Raw genomic sequence first — 18,335 nt, forward strand, 5'->3', positions numbered from 1 at the left:
CTTGCGAGAAAGACCTCGTCTATGTCTGCTGTGCATCAACAAGGCGCGCTGCGCCGCAATCTCGGAATGTGGGCCATCGTTGGCCTCGGCCTCGGGTATATGACCCCGACCGTCGTGTTCGACACGTTCGGCATCGTCTCTGAGATCACCGACGGCACCGTGCCGATGGCGTACCTTGTCGCCCTCGTCGTCATGCTGTTTACGGCGATCAGCTACGGCAAAATGGCCGGCGAGATTCCGAGCGCCGGGTCGGCCTACACCTACGTTCGTGAGTCAATGCATCCGAACCTCGGGTTCATGGTCGGCTGGACCTCACTGCTCGATTACATCCTGCTGCCAATGGTGAACGCGCTCATCATTCGCCTCTACATGGAGCAGATGTTCCCGACGGTGCCGCCGTGGATCTGGGTCGTGCTCTACTGCATCGCCGTCACCGCGATCGTTGCGTTCAGCATGCGTGGCACGTCGAACTTCAACGCACTGCTGCTCAGCTTCGCGGTCATCGTCATTCTGGTCTTCATCGGCCTCGTCGTGCAGCAGGTGCTCGCGGGTGAGGGGCTCGCGACGCTCGCGAGCACGCGGCCGTTCGTACACGAGGGGCTCAACTCGCAGTCGCTGCTCATGGCGGCGACCGTCGTCTGCTTCAGCTTCATCGGGTTCGACGCGATCACGATGTACGCCGAAGAGGCGAAGGACGCGAAGACCATGCCCCGTGCGATCCTGCTCACGGTGCTGATCGGCGGCGCGATCTTCTTCGTCGCGAGCTACTTCGCCCAGCTTCGGTTCCCCGACAACACCCCGTTTGGCGAATTCACCGACGACCCGCTCCCTCAGATTGGCCTCATCGTCGGCGGTCAGGTGTTCCAGGTCATCTTCGTCGCGGCCGGCTTTACGGCGACGCTCGCCTCGGGCCTGGCGTCGCACGCGTCGGTGTCGCGCATGCTGCTCGTCATGGGACGCAACAACGTGTTTCCCCGCAAGTGGTTCGGCCGCATCAACCCGACGAGCCACACGCCGGTCTTCAACGTCGTGCTCGTCGGCATCGTCTCACTGCTCGCTATCGAGTTCTCGCTTGAGCTCATCTCTGCGTTCATCAACTTCGGTGCGCTCATCGCCTTCAGCTTCGTGAACGCGTCGGTCATCGCGTACTTTGCGTGGCGGAAGGGGCTCCGCAAAACGGGCCGCGACATCTTCAAATACATCGTCATGCCTGGCATCGGCCTCGTCCTGACACTGCTGCTGTGGCTCAACCTGCACACCGAAGCCCTCATCGGCGGTGGCATTTGGCTCGCGGCCGGGCTCGTCTACCTCGCGGTCATCACGAAGGGCTTCCGCAAGAAGGTCGTCGGCTTCGACGAGGCGCAGCCCGTTACCGGGTTCAACAAGGTCGCCGACGCGCCCGACGACGAAGACCCCGTGCTCGAGGTGGAGGGCGCCGAGCCGAAGTAGGGTTCGGTGATGCGACCGCCTAACGCGCGAGGCGGCCGAGTTCGACGTCGAGTGCCGAAGCGAACTGCTCGACGTCGAACTCGGTGATCGTCATCGGCGGCTTGAACTTCAGCACGTTCTGCCGCTCGCTCGCTGGCTGCACGATCATGCCGTGCCGGAGCATCCGTTCGCACACGAGCTGCGTCTCGTCGGGCGCCGGGGTCTTGCTCGCGCGGTCACGCACGAGCTCGACGCCCTGGTAGAGGCCTCGACCGTGCACAGCGCCAACCCAGTCATGCCGCTGCGCGAGCTCATGCATTGCCTCGGTGAATCGACGACCTACTCGCTCCGCGCGCCCCATGAGGCCCTCGTCGTCGATGATGTCGAGCACCTCACTGCCGATTGCACTGCTGAGTGGGCTCCCCGCGGCCGACGAGAAGAACATGCCCTCCCGGGCGAGCGCATCGAGGACCTCTCGTCGCGTAATGACCGCGCCGAGGGGATAGCCGCCGCCGGCCGCCTTCGCGACGGTGATGATGTCGGGTCTCGCCCCCTGCATCGACGCTCCCCAGAAGTTGCTGCCGAGCCGGCCGTAGCCCACCTGCACCTCGTCGGCGATCGCGACGCCGCCGTGCGCCCGCACCGCCGCGAATGCCCGACGAAGGTAGCCCTCGGGCGGCACAACGCCGCCGGCGTTGCCGAGTACCGACTCGGTGATGAACGCCGCAACCGGCGACTCGGTCGTCTCGAGCAGCGACTCGAGCTCCTCGAGGTACCCGTCGGCGTCGGCGAACGGGCCCCGGTAGGCGTTCGGCGGGGTTACGAGTCGCACCCAATCGGGCCGGTTCTCGGCCGACCCCGGGTTGTCGAAGCTCGACGTGCTGATGGCGTCGGAGGCGAAGGTCCAGCCGTGGTAGGCCTCGCGTGGCACGACGATCGTCTCGCGCCCCGTGAAGGCCCTGGCGAGGCGAAGTGCCAGGTCGATCGCCTCGGAGCCGCTATTTACCGGCACCGCGACGTCGAACTCGCCGGGCCACGCCCGATTGGCTCGCTCGACGAGCCGTTCGGTGAAGTCGGCGTAGCCGCGGTAGAGGAACCGCGAATTGGTGTTGAGTCGGGTCAGGGCGCTGTGGGCCGCACGATCGAGCCGCGGATGGCTGTGGCCGACCGCGGCGACGTTGTTCACGAGATCGAGCAGGGGCCGTGCCGTGTGATCGATGAGGTACGAGCCCCATCCGCGCACGATGAGCGGAGGCTCCTGCCAGAACCGCTCGCTCGCGTTGCCGAGGGCCTTGGCGCGTCGACGCCGCTCGTCCCGCAGCGCGGGCATCGGGCTCGGCGCCGGGGCAAGTCCGAGTATCGGCGACGGATCCGGCCGCATGCTCGCGAGCTCTCCGAGCGTCTCCGTGCTCGCCCAGTCGAGTACCTCTCCACCACGACCGGCGATGAGCTGGACCCGTGCCCTCGGTGTGCCATCGATTTCGGTCGCGAGCGACCCGAGGCGACCACCAGCCGCGACCCAGCCCGAGTGCGAGTCGTACACCCCGCGTATCCGCAGCCGAATGGCGCCGTCGACGAGGTCGAGGGTCTCGTGGTCGAGCACTTCGACGTCGCCCGGGAACGGAGCGAACAGGTCGCCGCCAGTCGCTGAGATGAGGTCAACAAACAGGGCGCGGTTCTCGGGCGCCGCTGTGGCGGGCGCGCTTGCCATGTCGAGGCGCCACTCGCCGTAGCGAGTCGTGACGAGCTCGTGTTCGTCGAGCGCGCGCTCGATCGCCGACGAGACGGTGCCGGGTTCGAGCCAGGCGCCTTCGTCGAACACCGCAGACTCGGCGTCGAGGGCGAGCGTGTGGCCTCGGCGCAGCTGTGGCAGGAGTCGCTCGTATCGCAGTCCGGGAAGGTGGGCGCGGCCGAGGGCGAGTCGCAGAAGGCTTCGAGCCTCGTCGAAGGGTACGGCGAGGGCGGCCTCGAGTACCTGCCACTCCGACTCGGCGCGCTCCCGGGCGTACGCGTTGCCCGCGTCGATGCGGAGCTGGTTTGCTCCGCTCGCGACGAGCACCGCGCCCCGCAGGGTCACGAGTGGCCAGAGCGCCTCAAGTTCGGCGTCGGTGAAGTCGACGTGCTCCGCGAATTCCTCGAGCGCAGCGGCGACGAACGCCAGCGAACCGGTGCGCTGGAGTATCGACGCGATGGCGACCGCGAGCTCGCCGATGCGCCACCCGTCACCGACATCACCAAAATCGATGATGCCGGGAGCCCGGTCGAGGGCGAGCACGTTGTCGTCGGTGAGGTCACCGTGAATCGGCTGCACGGGAAGTCGTTCGGCGATCGCTTCGAGTGCCCGCTCAGCGAGCATGACCGCTTCGTCGACGGCCGCGCGCCGCCGAGAATCGATCACGTCGACCACGAGCGATCGCACGACGTCGGCGCCGCGACGGAGATCCCACTGTGCGGTTTCGCGGAATCCCGGGTGCTCGGTGCGTGCGAGCGCTGCGACCGACCGGCCAGCGGCTTCACCGAGGAGCCGGGCCTCGAACTCGCCAAAGACGTTGGAGTCGGCGAGGGTGCCGCCATCCAGATATTCGAAGAGTCGCAGGTGCGCGTCGTTACTGTCGGCGAGTGCGAGCCGTGCGCGTTGCTCCCCCGCGACCGTTGGGAGTTCTTCCGGCACGACGAGTCCGGCAGCACGGAGCGCGGACATGGCGGCGTGCTGCGCATCGAGCTGCGGCTCGGTCGTCGCGGGATGGTCAACCTTGAGTACGAATCGATCTCCCGCTTCCGTCGTGACGAGGAAGTTGCGATCCTGCTGGCTGCCGAGTTCTCGCGTCGCTCCCCGGAGGCCATAGTGTTCGGCGAGCAGGCGTTGCGCGTGCGCCTCATCGATGTCCGGTCGAATGCGCTCCCAGTGCGAGTTGGCCATATCCGGATGCTAGTGGGCGGCCGTGGGTGATGGCTCGTCGTTCTCGTCGAGAATCGCGTCGACGAGGGCCGCGATGTGCACCTGTGCCGGGTCGAGGCACGGAATCGGCGAGGTCGAGTCATCGAGAATGAGCGGGAGTTCGGTGCAGCCGAGCACGACCTGGTCGGCGCCAGCCTCATCGCGGAGCCGTTCGATGATGCGCACGAACTCCGCGCGCGTTTCGTCGAGGACTACCCCGTGTTCGAGTTCGCTCGCGATGTGATGCTGAATCACGGTGATCTCGTCGTCATTCGGCAGCGCAACCTCGAGCCCGGCCGCGCGCAGGGGCCCCGCGAAGAAGTCCTCACGCATCGTGAATTCGGTGCCGAGCAGCACGACGCTTTCCACGCCCGCCGCAACGGCCGCCTCGCAGGTCGCTCCGACGGCGCTCACGAGCGGGATGCGCGAGCGCTCGGCGACGCGGTCGAAGACGATGTGGGGCGTCAGCGCGGTCAGCGAGGCGACTTCACAACCCGCGTTCGCGAGGTTGGTGAACCCGGCGGTGAGGTAGTCGGCGAGGCCGTCGTAGTCGCGGTTCGCGCAGAAGCTCATGACGTTGAAGACGCTGAGCGACTCGACCGTGAGCATCGGCAACGATTCGGCCCCACGACGCGCTTTCACACCCTCGATGACGTCGCGGTAGTACACGAGTGTCGACTCCGGCCCGGTGCCACCGACCATCCCCAGCTTCTTCATTGCCGCACATCCTTGTTTCTCGGGCCGCGGGCATTTGACATCCCGCCGCTTTCAGCCAACCTACCCGTGCGGCTTGGGCGCCCGGGTAGGTGGCGATGCGGCCTTGAGACGCACCCAGTGGAAGCTCGCGGCCACGAAGCTCACGCGGGATGCGACGTGCAAGTTCGCGGGGTGCTGCCGGCCGGCACGGCGGTGTGACGGCCGGTGTGACTTCGACCACACCGAGCCGCGGGAGCGCGGCTGCAGGGAAATACTCTTCCGCCAACTGACGGTAACTTGCAGTGTTTTAGGCCGAAACGTTGCGAATTGCCGTCAGCCGGCGGAGGTGGGGCGGATGGGCCGGCGGCGACAGCGCGGCGGCGGAAACGCAATGAGTCGGGACACAAACTGTCGCTTATGTCCCGACTCATCACAACGTGGGCCCGGAGGGACTCGAACCCCCGACTCCCTGGGTGTAAACCAAGTGCTCTAACCAACTGAGCTACGAGCCCGCAGGCATCAACTATAGCGGCGTCGAGGTGTCCGCCGCCCACTCGATGCCGCGCAGGTGATCGTGAAGCTCGCGCGACTCCCCCGCCGCCGAACCTGCCACGAGCACGCGCGTCCCATCGGCACGGATCGCCCAAGTGCGGCGCAGTGACGTGCCGAGTTCGTCATCGAACGACCCGAGCAGCGAGGAGATCGCGCCGTGCGGCCAATGGTCCGACACGCCGATCAGGCGACCTGACGCATCCGATGCTGCAAGCCAGGCGGCGAGCGTTGCGGGCGAATCGCAGGACACCACCAGTAGTTGGACGCCGAGTTGCTCGGCGCGCACCGCGAGCTCGGCGAACTCGCGAACCTCATCGGTGCACACGGGGGTAAACGCCCCGGGGACGAACATGAGTACTCGCGGGGACCCGGGGCCAAGCACGGTGACGCGGTCGCCGCGGTTGGTCGGAGCAGTGATGGAGCTGTCGCCGGTCACGGTGAAGGTCGGTTCCACAGCCGAAGATTGGCACTTTAGGGTGCGAAGATGCTGAACTAGCTAATTCCTCAACCAAGTGCACAAGTTCGTTGTCGGAAGTCGCTAGGCTGTTGTGGTGGCGCAACATCGCAACCCGGTGGTGCGGCATCACATGCGCTTCCATGACAACGAAAGAGGTCAACGTGGCACTCCACATTTCCGACCCGTACTCAGAGGACTACGTCGACACCGACCCGCAAGAAACTGCGGAGTGGAAAGAATCGCTTGATGCGGTGATCAAGGAACGCGGCCACCAGCGTGCCCGCGAAATGATGTTGGCCCTGCTGCAGCGCTCGCGCGAGCAGCACCTGGGCGTGCCGATGCATCCCGTCACCGACTACATCAACACGATCGCTCCCGAAGACGAGCCCGAGTTCCCCGGTGACGAATCGATCGAGCGCACGTACCGTCGCTGGATTCGCTGGAACGCCGCGATGACGGTGCAGAACTCGCAGAAGGCGAGCATCAGCGTCGGTGGCCACATCAGCTCGTACGCCGCACAGGCGACGCTCTACGAGGTTGGCCTCAACCACTTCTTCAAGGGCTACGACCACCCGGATGGGCCCGACCAGGTCTACTTCCAAGGCCACGCCGCCCCCGGTAACTACGGCCGCGCGTACCTCGAGGGACGCCTCACCGAGGAAAACCTCAACTCGTTCCGTCAGGAAGCCTCGAAGGCGCCCGACGGCCTCAGCTCATACCCGCACCCGCGCCTCATGCCCGATTTCTGGCAGTTCCCGACCGTGTCGATGGGTATCGGCCCGATGAACGCCATCTGGCAGGCCCAGTACAACAAGTACCTCACGAACCGCGGCATTAAGGATGCTTCGGGCTCGCACGTGTGGGCGTTCCTCGGCGACGGCGAGATGGATGAGCCCGAGTCGCGTGGCCAGCTGCAGGTCGCAGCGAACTATGAGCTCGACAACCTCACCTTCGTCGTGAACTGCAACCTCCAGCGCCTCGACGGCCCGGTGCGCGGTAACGGGAAGATCGTGCAGGAGCTCGAGTCGTTCTTCCGCGGTGCCGGCTGGAACGTCATCAAGGTCGTGTGGGGCCGTGAGTGGGACGACCTGCTCGCGAACGACAAGTCGGGCGGCCTCCTCCGCCTCATGAACGAAACCCCCGACGGCGACTTCCAGACCTACAAGGCGGAGTCGGGCAAGTACGTGCGCGACAACTTCTTCGGCCGCGACCCCGAGGCGCTCAAGCTCGTCGAAAACTACACCGACGACCAGATCTGGGGCCTCAAGCGCGGTGGTCACGACTACCGCAAGGTCTACGCCGCCTACAAGGCCGCGACCGAGCACAAGGGTCAGCCAACCGTCATCCTCGCGCACACGGTCAAGGGCTACGGCCTCGGCACCCACTTCGAGGGCCGCAACGCGACCCACCAGATGAAGAAGCTCACGCTCGACGACCTCAAGACGTTCCGCGACTCGCTGCAGATCCCGATCGCTGACAAGGACCTCGAGGCCGACCTCTACAGCATCCCCTACTACCGCCCTGACGAGTCGAACGAGGCCCTGCAGTACCTGCGCGAGCGTCGCCGCGAGCTCGGCGGATTCGTGCCGGAGCGCCGCAGCAAGTTCACGCAGATCGAGCTGCCGGAAGAGAAGACCTACGCGATCGCGAAGAAGGGCTCGGGCAACCAGCCCGTGGCGACGACGATGGGCTTCGTGCGCCTGCTCAAGGACCTCATGCGCTCGGGCGAGTTTGGTCGTCGCATCGTGCCGATCATTCCCGACGAGGCGCGCACCTTTGGTCTCGACGCGTTCTTCCCGACCGCGAAGATCTACAACCCGCACGGCCAGCAGTACACCGCGGTCGACCGCGAGCTCCTGCTCGCCTACCGCGAGTCGCCGCAGGGCCAGCTCATGCACGTCGGTATCAACGAGGCGGGTGCCGTCTCATCGATGACCGCCGTTGGCACGTCGTACTCGACGCACGGCGAGCTCATGGTGCCGATGTACATCTTCTACTCGATGTTCGGCTTCCAGCGCACCGGCGACGGTTTCTGGGCCGCTGCCGACCAGCTCACGCGCGGTTTCATCCTCGGCGCCACCGCCGGCCGCACGACGCTCACCGGTGAGGGCCTCCAGCACATGGACGGCCACTCGCACATCATCGCGAGCACGAACCCGGCAGTCGTCTCGTACGACCCGGCCTACGTGTACGAAATCGGCCACATCATGCGTGCCGGTATCGAGCGCATGTACGGCGGGAACCACCCCGACCCGAACGTCATGTACTACATCACGATGTACAACGAGCCGATGGCGCAGCCGGCCGAGCCGGAGGGCCTCGACGTCGATGGCGTCGTGAAGGGCATCTACTACCTCAAGGCGCCGACCCAGGCGTCGGGCCCCGAGGCGCAACTGCTCGCGTCGGGTGTCGCCGTGCCGTGGGCTCTGCACGCGCAGGAGATCCTCGCCGAGGAGTGGGGCGTTCGCGCACACGTCTGGTCGGTCACGAGTTGGCAGGAACTTCGCCGCGATGGCCTCGAGGCGAACGAGCACAACTGGACCAAGCCGAGTGAGGAGCCGCGTGTGCCGTACCTGCGCAACAAGCTCCAGAGCTCGAACGGTGTGTTCCTCGGTGTGTCGGACTACAACCACCAGCTGCCCGACATGGTGCGCGAGTTCGTGCCCGGCGACTACGCGACCCTCGGCGCCGACGGGTTCGGTATCTCGGACACGCGCCCGGCCGCACGTCGCTTCTACAAGATCGATGCGCACTCGATCGTGGTTCGTACCCTCTCGGAGCTCGCCCGCCGTGGCGAGGTCGACGCGGGCGTCGTGCAGACCGCCATCGACCGCTACGACCTGAACAACCCGTCGGCGGGCCAGTCGGGCACGGCCGGCGGCGACTCCTAGGAAGCACACCAGCGCTCCATGACGCCAACGAACAGCAAAGACCGCGAGGTCGCCTGGCTCCGTAGCATTACGGGCGACCTCGCCACGACCGTCCTGCGCCGGATGGAGTTGACGCTCCCCTGGTTTGCCGACATGCCTCCGGGCCGCCGCAGCGCGGTCGGCATGGTCGCGCAGTCGGGGATCTCGGCGATCGTGTCGTGGTTCGAGGATGAGGGCGGCGCACCCTGGGTCGCGCGTGACGTGTTCGACACGGCGCCCCGCGAGCTGTTGCGATCGGTCAGCCTGCAGCAGACGCTGCAGCTCATCCACGTGGTCGTTGACGTCTTTGAGGAGCGTGTTGCGAACGCCTCGGCCGAGATCCGCGAGGGCGTGTTGCGGTACTCCCGCGACATCGCCTTCGCGGCGGCCGAGGTGTACGCCCGCGCAGCAGAACAGCGCGGGCTCTGGGATGCGCGACTCGAGGCGCTCGTCGTCGACTCGATCCTCACGGGCGAGCACGACGCGGAGCTGCCAAGCCGCATCGCGGCGCTAGGTTGGAGCGGGCACGGCGAGGTCGCGGTGCTGGTTGGCACGACCCCGAGGGTGCTCGAGGTCGATCAGCTGCGGCGCACCGCGCGGCACAATCAGGCCGACCTCCTCGTCGGCGTACAGGGCAACCGGCTCGTGCCCGTCATTGGGCGCGCGAAGCCGAGCGTGGAGTTTGAGGAAGAGCCGATTTCGTTCCTCGAGATGGCGACCCTGCTTGAGGGTGGTTTTGGCGAGGGCCGGCTCGTGCTCGGCCCCGAAGTCGCGAACGTCGTGCGGGCATCCATGAGTGCGCGTGCCGCGCTCGCCGCGTTCTCGGTTGCGGGCGCGTACCGTCGAGTCGAACGCCCGATTCTCGCCGATGATCTGCTTCCCGAGCGTGCCCTCGCCGGTGACCCGCTCGCGCGGCAGGCGCTCGTGCAACGGGTCTACCTGCCGCTCGCCGACCACCAGTCCGACCTCCTCACGACCCTCTGGTGCTACCTCGACAACGGCCGTTCGCTCGAGGCGACCGCACGCGAACTCTTCGTGCACCCGAACACCGTGCGGTACCGGCTCAAGCGCATCAGCGAGGTCATCGGTTGGGACGCGACCGGTGCCCGCGAGGCATTGATTTTGCAGTCCGCGCTCATTCTCGGCCGCATCGCCGACTCAAATTCGAATGACGGGCGCGCCGCGGCGAAGCCGACGAAGCGCTCCCGCTAGCGTTACGAACGCCCAGTTCACCCTCACCTTCTGAGCAAGCAACTCTGAGCAAGAAACTTCACCACATGACGATCTTTACTTTTCCCGGGCAGGGCTCGCAGAAGCCCGGCTTCCTCGCGCCGTGGCTCGAGGATGCAACCCAGCGCGCACGCCTCACCGAGCTGAGCGACGCGGTCGGCGTCGACCTCGTCGCGCACGGCACCGAGTCCGATGCCGAGACGATCCGCGACACGGCGATTGCCCAGCCCCTCATCGTCGCGGCGGGCATTTTGACCTGGGATGCCCTGGTGGCGTCGGGCGCGAACCTCGACGGTGTCGAGGTGGCCGGCCACTCGGTCGGCGAGATCGCGGCGGCCTACGCGGCTGGCATCTTCGACGCCGCGACCGCCCTCGCTTTCGTCTCGCGCCGCGCCACGCTCATGGCCGCCGATGCCGCGAAGGTCACCACAGGCATGTCGGCAGTGCTCGGCGGCGACGAGGCCGATGTCGTCGCGCGCCTCACGGAGCTTGACCTCGAGCCCGCCAACTTCAACGGCGGCGGCCAGATCGTCGCGGCGGGCGCCCCCGAGGCGCTCGAGGCGCTCCGCGCGGAGCCTGCCGCCGGCACGCGCGTGATTCCCCTGAAGGTCGCCGGGGCCTTCCACACTCGATTCATGGCCGACGCACACGACGCCCTCGCAGAACGCATTGACGACTTCGCGGTCGCCGACCCCGTGCGGGGCATCTACACGAACTTCGATGGCACGCGTATTGAGTCCGGTGCTAAGTACCGTCGTCTCCTCGTCGACCAAGTCAATCGCCCCGTGCGCTGGGATGCGTGCATGGCCGCATTCGTCGACGCCGGCCACGAGACGCTCGTTGAGGCGGCACCGGCGGGTACGCTCGTCGGGCTCGCAAAGCGCGGGATGCGCGGTACGAAGGGACTCGCCGTGAACGTGCCAGCAGATATCGACGCGATTGTCACCGCGCTCGCCGGAGAGGACGAAGCATGACCCCACAGCTGCAGCAGGCAACTGGCCCGCAGTTCACGCGTATCCACAGCCTCGGGGCCTACCGTGGCGAGCTCGTCGTCACGAACGACGACATCGCGGGCCCCATCAACTCGTCGGACGAGTGGATTCGCCAACGCACCGGCATCATTACCCGCCGGCGGGCGACCGACGACGTCTCGGTGATTGATATGGGTATCGCCGCAGCGAACGAGGCGCTCGAGCGCGCAGGCCTCGACGCGAGTCGGGTCGGTGCCGTCATCGTCGCGACCATCACGAACGTTATGCAGACCCCGGCCGCGGCGACCCGCATTGCCGACGGCATCGGCGCGACGCCGGCTGCTGCCTACGACATCTCCGCGGGCTGTGCTGGCTACTGCTACGGCATCACGCAGGCCGACTCGCTCGTGCGCACCGGCGTGGCCGAGTACGTGCTCGTGATCGGTACCGAGAAGCTCTCTGACGTCATCTCGCCCACCGACCGCTCCATCTCGTTCCTGCTCGGTGACGGCGCCGGGGCGGCACTCATCGGCCCAGCCGACGAAGCCGGCATCTCCGAGTCGGTCATCGGCTCTGATGGCAGCAAGTGGGATGCGGTGTCGATGAGCAATGAGCTGCGCGAGTACCAGCGCGGCGAGTCCGAGTGGCCCACGCTGCGCCAGGACGGCAAGGCGGTCTTCCGCTGGGCCGTGTGGGAGATGGCAAAGGCCGCGCGCGAGGCGCTCGACCGCGCTGGCATCACAGCCGACGACCTCGCGGCGTTCATCCCCCACCAGGCGAACATGCGCATCATCGACGAGTTCGCGAAGCAGCTCGGCGTGCCCGAATCGGTCGTGATCGCCCGCGACATTGCCGAGATGGGCAACACGTCGGCGGCGTCGATCCCGCTCGCGACACATCGCCTGCTCGAAGAACATCCCGAGCTCTCGGGCGGCCTCGCGCTGCAGATCGGTTTCGGCGCGGGCCTCGCCTACGCCGCACAGGTCGTGCGACTGCCGTAGTCGCCGCGACGCCAGACCACCCGTCCATCCAACCAATCCATCCAATCCGATGTGGATGTCCATCCGGGCACTCGCATCTGCCACCAACACAAGGAGAACACCATGGCACTCTCGAACGACGAAATCCTGGCCGGCCTCGCCGAGCTCGTGAACGAAGAGACCGGCATTGCGGCCGACACCGTGACCGGCGACAAGTCGTTCACCGACGACCTCGACATCGACTCGATCTCGATGATGACCATCGTCGTCAACGCAGAGTCGAAGTTCGACGTCGAGATTCCCGACTCGGAGGTTGAGAACCTCAAGACCGTGCAGGACGCGGTCGACTACATCGCCAAGGCCCAAGCGGCGTAGTGCGTCGGTGGTGAGCCCCTCCCTCGCGTGGGGCTCACCACCGCAACATCTGCGCCCCGAACTTGGTCCCACAAGGAAAAGCGACGTTCATGACGAAAAAGATCGTGATCACCGGTATCGGTGCGTTCACGCCGCTTGCGGCGAACGCACCCGATTCCTGGGCCGCCCTGCTGCGCGGCGAATCTGGCGCGCGCAGCCTGCCGCCCGAAACCACGCAGAAGTACGAGATCGACCTGCCCGTGACCTTTGCCGCCACGGTGAAGGAATCCCCCTACGACCACCTCGAGCGAGTCCAGGCCAAGCGCCTCGACCCCTCGAGCCAATACGCGCTCATCGCCGGGCGGGAAGCATTCGCCGACGCGGGGCTTGAGAAGGGCTCCATCGAGCCCGAACGACTGCTCGTCGATTGGGCGACCGGCATCGGTGGCGTCTGGACGCTGCTTGACGCCTGGGACACCCTGCGTGAGCGCGGCCCACGCCGCGTCATGCCGCTCACGGTTCCGATGCTCATGCCGAACGGCCCGGGGGCCGCGATCGGCATGGACCTCGAGGCGCGCGCGGGCATCCGCACCGTCGTCTCGGCCTGCGCGTCGAGCACCGAATCGGTGATCAACGCCTATGAGCACCTGCAGTCGGGCGTTGCTGACGTCGTGATCGCGGGTGGCTCGGAGGCCGCCGTGCATCCGCTGCCGATCGCGGCGTTTGCTGCCATGCAGGCGCTGTCGAAGCGCAATGACGACCCGGCGCACGCCTCGCGTCCCTACGACACCGACCGCGATGGTTTCGTGCTGGGCGAGGGCGCGGCCGCGCTCGTGCTTGAAACCGAGGAGCACGCGCTCGCGCGCGGGGCGAAGATCTACGCCGAGGTGGCAGGCGGCGGCGTGACCGCTGACGCGTACCACATCACGGCCCCTGAGCCCGAGGGCGCGGGTGCTTCGCGTGCCGTCGAGCAGGCCCTTGCGGTCGCCGGCGCGACCGCGACCGACGTCGTACACATTAACGCGCACGCGACGTCGACTCCCGTCGGCGACATCGCCGAATACAACGCGTTCAAGCGCGTGCTTGGTGAGCACGTGCACGACGTGCCGGTCTCGGCAACGAAGGCGTCGACCGGGCACCTGCTCGGTGGCGCCGGCGCGGTCGAGGCGATGTTCACCGCGCTCGCGCTGCGCGACAACGTGCTCCCGCCGACGATCAACATCGAGCACCTCGACGACGAGATCCCGCTGGACGTCGTTACCGAGGCACGTGAGGTTGATCTGCCGGTGGGTGGCCTCGCGATCTCGACCTCGTTCGGGTTCGGCGGCCACAACGCCGTGCTGGCGTTGCGCAAGTACGCCTAGCTACACCGCAACCGCGCCGTTTCCGGGCCGGGTCGACATCAGTCGGCCCGGCCCGCAAACGATGCGATGGCACCGATCACGCGCAACACCTGCATGACGATGGCGAGCACCTCCATGACCGTCACGAGCCCCTCGAGGGTGGTCCCGAGTGCCTCAAGCTGCTGGACCTGCACCCCGCCGTCAAACTGGGCGAACTCGGCCGCCCACTGCTTCTGCTGACCAAACAGCACCGCGTAGGGCAGCAGTTCTTCAGTGAGCACGACGTAGTCGAGCTGTGCCTGTGCGACCGGGCTGGATGCGCTCGGTCGCACCTCGAGCCCGAGCGCCTGCCCCGCGGGCGTGAGCTCGCCGGCTGGCGTCCGCAACGCAGTTTGCGGCGACTGCGTCATGCGCAGGCGCTCTTGCTCACCGAGGCGCACGTATTCGCGAAGACCGGAAAGGCGTGTTCGGAGTTCTTTCCCCCCAGGCGTGAAGCGCAGAATCGGCGGGGCGGCGAGGAACAATATGCCGAAATACGCCGCAAGAAACAGCGGTGCCACGGCGACGAACCACCAATCGCCCTGGAGCCCCGCACCGATCGTGAGTGCGGGAATTACGACGAACCCGCCAAGAAACATGAGCGAGAGCAGCCCCAGGAATACTCCGTTTTGCACGCGCTTTGCGATTCCCGCCTGCTTCAACGCATTTCGTGAATTCTCAAAGAATCGCGCAAGCTGTCGCCGCTGATACCTCCGATCGGCGCCCTTACCTTTGAGGAAGTAGAGGTCGGGGAGATCCTGTCCCGGGATCGGTGTCATACCGAGTTCCGCGAGACCCTCGTGATAGCGGCGGAGTTGCCGCGGCGTCGGCTTCGTTGGCCGGAGGCTGTTCAGCAGCATGCGCTCTTGCGCGGTCGTGCCGTGCCCGAGTTGGGCCTCGATCGCGACCGGGCCGGTCTTCCCCTGCGGTGCGAGCACCCGTACCCGCCCCCGAACGGCCATCTGCACGATGGCGGCCGCCACGGTGCGGCGATCCGCGCGTGCGAGCAGGCCGTGCATGATGACGTCGCCCTCGGGCGGCTGATACTCGGCGATGCGATAGCGCGGGAGTCCGCTACTCACGGCGCGCGACCAGAGTGCAAGCCCGAGCATGACGAGCCCCCACACCGTGAGGATTACGAGAAATCCGGTTACGACCTTTGCGTCCACCCGGCGAGACTAGCCGACGCGGTGCATCCACACGACCGGGCTGTCATCGCCCGCGGTGCGGAAGGGCTCGAGTTCGTCGTCCCACGCCTGGCCCAGGGCCAGCGAGAGCTCACGGTGCAGCTCGGTCGCGTTGCCGCCCGCGATTTCCATCGCGTAGCGGATGCGGTCTTCGGGCACGACCATGTTGCCCGACGCGTCGGTCTGGGCGAAGAAGATGCCGAGGCCGGGCGTGTGCATCCACCGGCCGCCATCAGCGGCGTCGCTTGGCTCCTCGGTCACCTCGAACCGCAGGTGCTCCCACCCGCGCAGCTGTGAGGCGATCGCGGCGGCGGTTCCCGCCGTGCCAGACCAAGCAAACTCCGCGCGAACCGACCCTGGAATCACCGGCTGCGGAATCCACGGCAGGTGTACGGGGTCGCCGATCGCGCGCCCGAGCCCCCATTCAACATGCTGGCAAAGCGCGCGCGGTGCGGAGTGTACGTAGAGCACACCCTGAGTTGTTGGTGCAGCCATGTGTTCCTCCTGTTTCACGTGTGGTGCGTCTTCCCCTACGACCATTCGTGACTCAGGCATGCTGCCCGTTGTCGATATTCAATTCTCGACTGTCGTCACAGGAATTATCCCGACTTTATCGGCGAATAACAACCCTGTGATTTAGGCGCGGCGGCGTGTTGCCGCCGCGCTATTCCGCGTAGCGAATAAGCCCAAGCTCGGCGGGCGAACGGAGCAGCTCGTGGTGCGGGACAACTCGCACCGTGTAGCCAAACTCGCCCGTCTCGTTTGTCGCAGTCTCCACCTCGTAACGCCCTGGCTCGGCGCGGGTCATCGCACGCCGCTGCGGCGCGATGAGCTCCCCATCCGCCCCAACCCGACCGGCGATTGCCTCCACGAGCACGTCGCTCGGCTCAAGCGCCCCGAGCTCGACCTGCGCCGAGATGCGCGCGACGTCGCCGGCGACGATCGTGCCCGACTCGTTGCGCACATCCGTCACTGCGACACCGTGCCAACCGTCGCGGACGCGCTGCTGCCAGTCGGCGAACGCGCCGCACGAGTCGAGGTCGGCGGCGAGCCGCGCCGTGCGCCCGGCGGGAAGGTAGAGCTCCCGCACGTAGTCCCGCACCATGCGTTCTGCGGCGACCTGCGGACCAACCTGCGACATCGAGCGGCGTACCTTGTCGACCCAGGCGTGCGGAATGCCCTGCGCATCCCGGTCGTAGAACATTGGTACGACCTGGTGCTCGAGGATGTCGTAAAGCGCCTGCGCCTCCCACGCGTCGCGCTGGTGCGGGTCTCCCGTCGACGCGGTCGGGATCGTCCAGCCGACCTCGTCTGAGGCCAGCTCATCCCACCAGCCGTCAGAGATCGACATCGTGAGGCAACCGTTCATGACGGCCTTCATCCCTGAGGTGCCCGAGGCCTCCTGGGGGCGAATCGGGTTGTTCAGCCAGACGTCGGAACCCGCCACGAGGTACTTGCCGAGCGAAATGTTGTAGTCGGGGATGAACACGATGTGGTCGCGCACACCCGCATCGTCGGCAAACTGCACGATCTGCTGCAGCAGCTGTTTGCCCTCCATGTCGTTCGGATGCGCCTTGCCCGCGATCACGAATTGCACGGGACGGTCAGGGTCGAGGAGGATGCGGCGCAGTCGCTCGGGCTGCTGGAGCATGAGCGTGAGGCGCTTGTACGTCGAGACGCGGCGCGCAAAGCCAATCGTGAGTGCCTCGGGGTTGAGGATCTGCTTGGTCCAGCCGAGCTCGGCCTGCTGCGCACCGCGCTGTTCCCAGGCGACGAGCGCTGCGTCCCGTGAGCGTTCGACGAGCTCGCGGCGCAGTTCGTTACGGATGCGCCAGAGCTCGGCGCTGCCCACGGCATCCGCATTCTCCCAGCGGTCTGCAGTGGCGACGTCGCGACCGCCCGCCATTGAGGCGACGATCGTCTTGATCGGCCCGCGCGTCCACGTCGGCACGTGCACACCGTTCGTGATCGAGGTGATCGGCACCTCGTCGACGTCGTAGTTCGGGTAAAGGTCCTGGAACATTCCGCGAGACACCGCGCCGTGGAGCTTCGCGACGCCGTTCGCGTACTGTGCGAGTCGCAGGCCGAGGTGCGCCATGTTGAACCGCTGTGGGTCGTCTTCGCCACCGAGCTCAAGCACGCGCTTTACCGGCACCCCGGCGGCGAGCCGTGAGCGCCCATCCGCGTCGGGTTGCAGATACCGCTGTGCAAGGTGCATGTCGAAGCGGTCGATGCCGGCGGGTACCGGCGTGTGCGTCGTGAACAGGGTCGAGGCGCGCACCGCGGCAAGGGCAGTCTCGAACGAGGCGCCACGCGCCATGAGCTGGCCGATGCGTTCGATGCCGAGGAAGCCCGCGTGCCCCTCGTTCATGTGGAACACATCGGGCTGGGCGAGCCCGGAAATCTCGCAGTAGCGCTGCACGGCACGCACGCCGCCGACGCCGAGCACGAGCTCCTGCTTGATGCGGTGCTCCGCATCGCCGCCGTAGAGCCGGTCGGTGATCACCCGGAAATCCTCGGCGTTCTCGTCGAGGTTCGTGTCGAGCAGCAACAGCGTGATGCGACCGATCGCGGCGCGCCAGACGCGAGCAACCACGACGCGCTCGTCGGGGAAATCGACGCTGACGCGCAGCTGCTCGCCCGCCTCGTCGAGCACCGGCGTGACGGCGAGGCTCTCGGGCGAGTGCGCCTCGTATCCCTCTTGCTGCCAGCCCTCACGGCTCAGCGACTGGCTGAAGTAGCCGTAGGTGTAGAGCAGGCCGATGCCAATAAGTGGCACGCCAAGGTCAGAGGCTGACTTCAAGTGGTCGCCCGCGAGCACGCCGAGGCCGCCCGAGTAGATCGGCAACGACTGGTGCACGCCGAACTCCATCGAGAAGTAGGCGATGCTCGTGGTCGCGTCGTCGCTGCCGCGCGTAGTGCGCTCGAACCAGCGCTCGACACCGAGATAGGTCTCGAGCTCGTCGAGTTCGAGCCGCATCCGTTGCAGAAACTCGGTGTCGGCCTCGAGCTCCGCGACGCGGCTCGCCGACAGCCGCTGCAGCAGCTGCACCGGGTTGTGACCGAGCTTCGACCAGAGCCTCGGGTCGATCGACCGGAAAAGCGCGTGGGTCTGCTCGCGCCACGACCAGCGCAGGTTCATCGCGAGCGTACGCAGCGGCTGGAGCGTCTCGGGGAGGACAGGAGCGACCGTGAGCGTGTTGAATGCCTTCACGTGATCGATCGTAGTTTGCTGCGGGTGAATTCGTGGC

The 18,335-nt window shown here is 66.7% G+C and carries 13 protein-coding genes and 1 tRNA gene; 7 read left to right on the forward strand and 7 right to left on the reverse strand.

All coding sequences use genetic code 11. The annotated features are described in order from the left end of the window. Positions 1 to 66 precede the first annotated feature (66 nt). Positions 67 to 1,449 (forward strand): APC family permease, encoded by a 1,383-nt coding sequence (locus tag G328_RS13740; protein WP_019617649.1) that lies wholly within the window; start codon positions 67 to 69, stop codon positions 1,447 to 1,449. A gap of 19 nt (positions 1,450 to 1,468) precedes the next feature. Here G328_RS13740 and G328_RS0101875 read toward each other — a convergent pair whose 3' ends face one another. The 4 genes from G328_RS0101875 to G328_RS13745 form a co-directional block, all read right to left on the reverse strand. Further along, the gene (locus tag G328_RS0101875) at positions 1,469 to 4,348 is read right to left on the reverse strand and encodes an aminotransferase class III-fold pyridoxal phosphate-dependent enzyme (protein WP_019617650.1); all 2,880 of its coding nucleotides are present in this window, start codon (positions 4,346 to 4,348) and stop codon (positions 1,469 to 1,471) included. A 9-nt stretch (positions 4,349 to 4,357) separates the two neighbouring features. Then, complete coding sequence (locus G328_RS0101880; protein WP_019617651.1) at positions 4,358 to 5,083, reverse strand: aspartate/glutamate racemase family protein; 726 nt, start codon at positions 5,081 to 5,083, stop codon at positions 4,358 to 4,360. Between the two features lie 417 nt (positions 5,084 to 5,500). Continuing rightward, positions 5,501 to 5,574, reverse strand: a tRNA-Val gene (locus G328_RS0101885). An 11-nt stretch (positions 5,575 to 5,585) separates the two neighbouring features. After that, a complete protein-coding gene (locus tag G328_RS13745; RefSeq protein WP_154651498.1) occupies positions 5,586 to 6,050 on the reverse strand; it encodes a redoxin domain-containing protein in 465 nt (154 codons plus the stop codon). A gap of 182 nt (positions 6,051 to 6,232) precedes the next feature. Between G328_RS13745 and aceE the strand changes: the two genes are divergently transcribed. The 6 genes from aceE (at position 6,233) to G328_RS0101920 (ending at position 13,879) form a co-directional block, all read left to right on the forward strand. Then, entirely contained in the window at positions 6,233 to 8,962 is a 2,730-nt protein-coding gene (gene aceE / locus G328_RS0101895) for a pyruvate dehydrogenase (acetyl-transferring), homodimeric type (RefSeq protein WP_019617653.1), read from the forward strand. Positions 8,963 to 8,980: 18 nt separating this feature from the next. Next, a complete protein-coding gene (locus G328_RS0101900) occupies positions 8,981 to 10,192 on the forward strand; it encodes a PucR family transcriptional regulator (RefSeq protein WP_019617654.1) in 1,212 nt (403 codons plus the stop codon). A gap of 65 nt (positions 10,193 to 10,257) precedes the next feature. Next, positions 10,258 to 11,184 carry an ACP S-malonyltransferase gene (locus tag G328_RS0101905; protein ID WP_019617655.1) on the forward strand — a complete coding sequence of 309 codons (927 nt, stop codon included), beginning with the start codon at positions 10,258 to 10,260 and terminating at the stop codon, positions 11,182 to 11,184. Next, complete coding sequence (locus tag G328_RS0101910; protein ID WP_019617656.1) at positions 11,181 to 12,182, forward strand: beta-ketoacyl-ACP synthase III; 1,002 nt, start codon at positions 11,181 to 11,183, stop codon at positions 12,180 to 12,182. The genes G328_RS0101905 and G328_RS0101910 overlap by 4 nt, the downstream gene beginning before the upstream one ends. Positions 12,183 to 12,284: 102 nt before the next feature. After that, entirely contained in the window at positions 12,285 to 12,536 is a 252-nt protein-coding gene (locus G328_RS0101915) for an acyl carrier protein (protein WP_019617657.1), read from the forward strand. Positions 12,537 to 12,625: 89 nt separating this feature from the next. Then, positions 12,626 to 13,879 (forward strand): beta-ketoacyl-[acyl-carrier-protein] synthase family protein, encoded by a 1,254-nt coding sequence (locus tag G328_RS0101920; protein ID WP_019617658.1) that lies wholly within the window; start codon positions 12,626 to 12,628, stop codon positions 13,877 to 13,879. A 38-nt stretch (positions 13,880 to 13,917) separates the two neighbouring features. On the opposite strand, the gene G328_RS0101925 is transcribed toward G328_RS0101920, so the two are convergent. From G328_RS0101925 to glgP, 3 genes are all read right to left on the reverse strand, one after another. Further along, entirely contained in the window at positions 13,918 to 15,066 is a 1,149-nt protein-coding gene (locus G328_RS0101925; RefSeq protein ID WP_019617659.1) for a DUF2207 domain-containing protein, read from the reverse strand. 9 nt (positions 15,067 to 15,075) lie between these two features. Continuing rightward, positions 15,076 to 15,579, reverse strand: a complete 504-nt coding sequence (locus G328_RS0101930) for a DUF3145 domain-containing protein (protein ID WP_026339587.1) — start codon at positions 15,577 to 15,579, stop codon at positions 15,076 to 15,078. A 169-nt stretch (positions 15,580 to 15,748) separates the two neighbouring features. Then, positions 15,749 to 18,298, reverse strand: a complete 2,550-nt coding sequence (gene glgP, locus G328_RS0101935) for an alpha-glucan family phosphorylase (RefSeq protein WP_019617661.1) — start codon at positions 18,296 to 18,298, stop codon at positions 15,749 to 15,751. Positions 18,299 to 18,335: the final 37 nt, after the last annotated feature.

This window comes from [Zimmermannella] faecalis ATCC 13722 (genome assembly GCF_000381765.1).
Classification (GTDB): Bacteria; Actinomycetota; Actinomycetes; order Actinomycetales; family Microbacteriaceae; genus Gulosibacter; species Gulosibacter faecalis.

Excerpts from the sequence above, each read along its gene's own strand:
- G328_RS13740 (WP_019617649.1), top strand. The coding sequence starts at position 67 with ATGTGGGCCATCGTTGGCCTCGGCCTCGGGTATATGACCCCGACCGTC.
- G328_RS0101875 (WP_019617650.1), bottom strand. The coding sequence starts at position 4,348 with ATGGCCAACTCGCACTGGGAGCGCATTCGACCGGACATCGATGAGGCG.
- G328_RS0101880 (WP_019617651.1), bottom strand. The coding sequence starts at position 5,083 with ATGAAGAAGCTGGGGATGGTCGGTGGCACCGGGCCGGAGTCGACACTC.
- G328_RS0101900 (WP_019617654.1), top strand. The coding sequence starts at position 8,981 with ATGACGCCAACGAACAGCAAAGACCGCGAGGTCGCCTGGCTCCGTAGC.
- G328_RS0101905 (WP_019617655.1), top strand. The coding sequence starts at position 10,258 with ATGACGATCTTTACTTTTCCCGGGCAGGGCTCGCAGAAGCCCGGCTTC.
- G328_RS0101910 (WP_019617656.1), top strand. The coding sequence starts at position 11,181 with ATGACCCCACAGCTGCAGCAGGCAACTGGCCCGCAGTTCACGCGTATC.
- G328_RS0101915 (WP_019617657.1), top strand. The coding sequence starts at position 12,285 with ATGGCACTCTCGAACGACGAAATCCTGGCCGGCCTCGCCGAGCTCGTG.
- G328_RS0101920 (WP_019617658.1), top strand. The coding sequence starts at position 12,626 with ATGACGAAAAAGATCGTGATCACCGGTATCGGTGCGTTCACGCCGCTT.
- G328_RS0101930 (WP_026339587.1), bottom strand. The coding sequence starts at position 15,579 with ATGGCTGCACCAACAACTCAGGGTGTGCTCTACGTACACTCCGCACCG.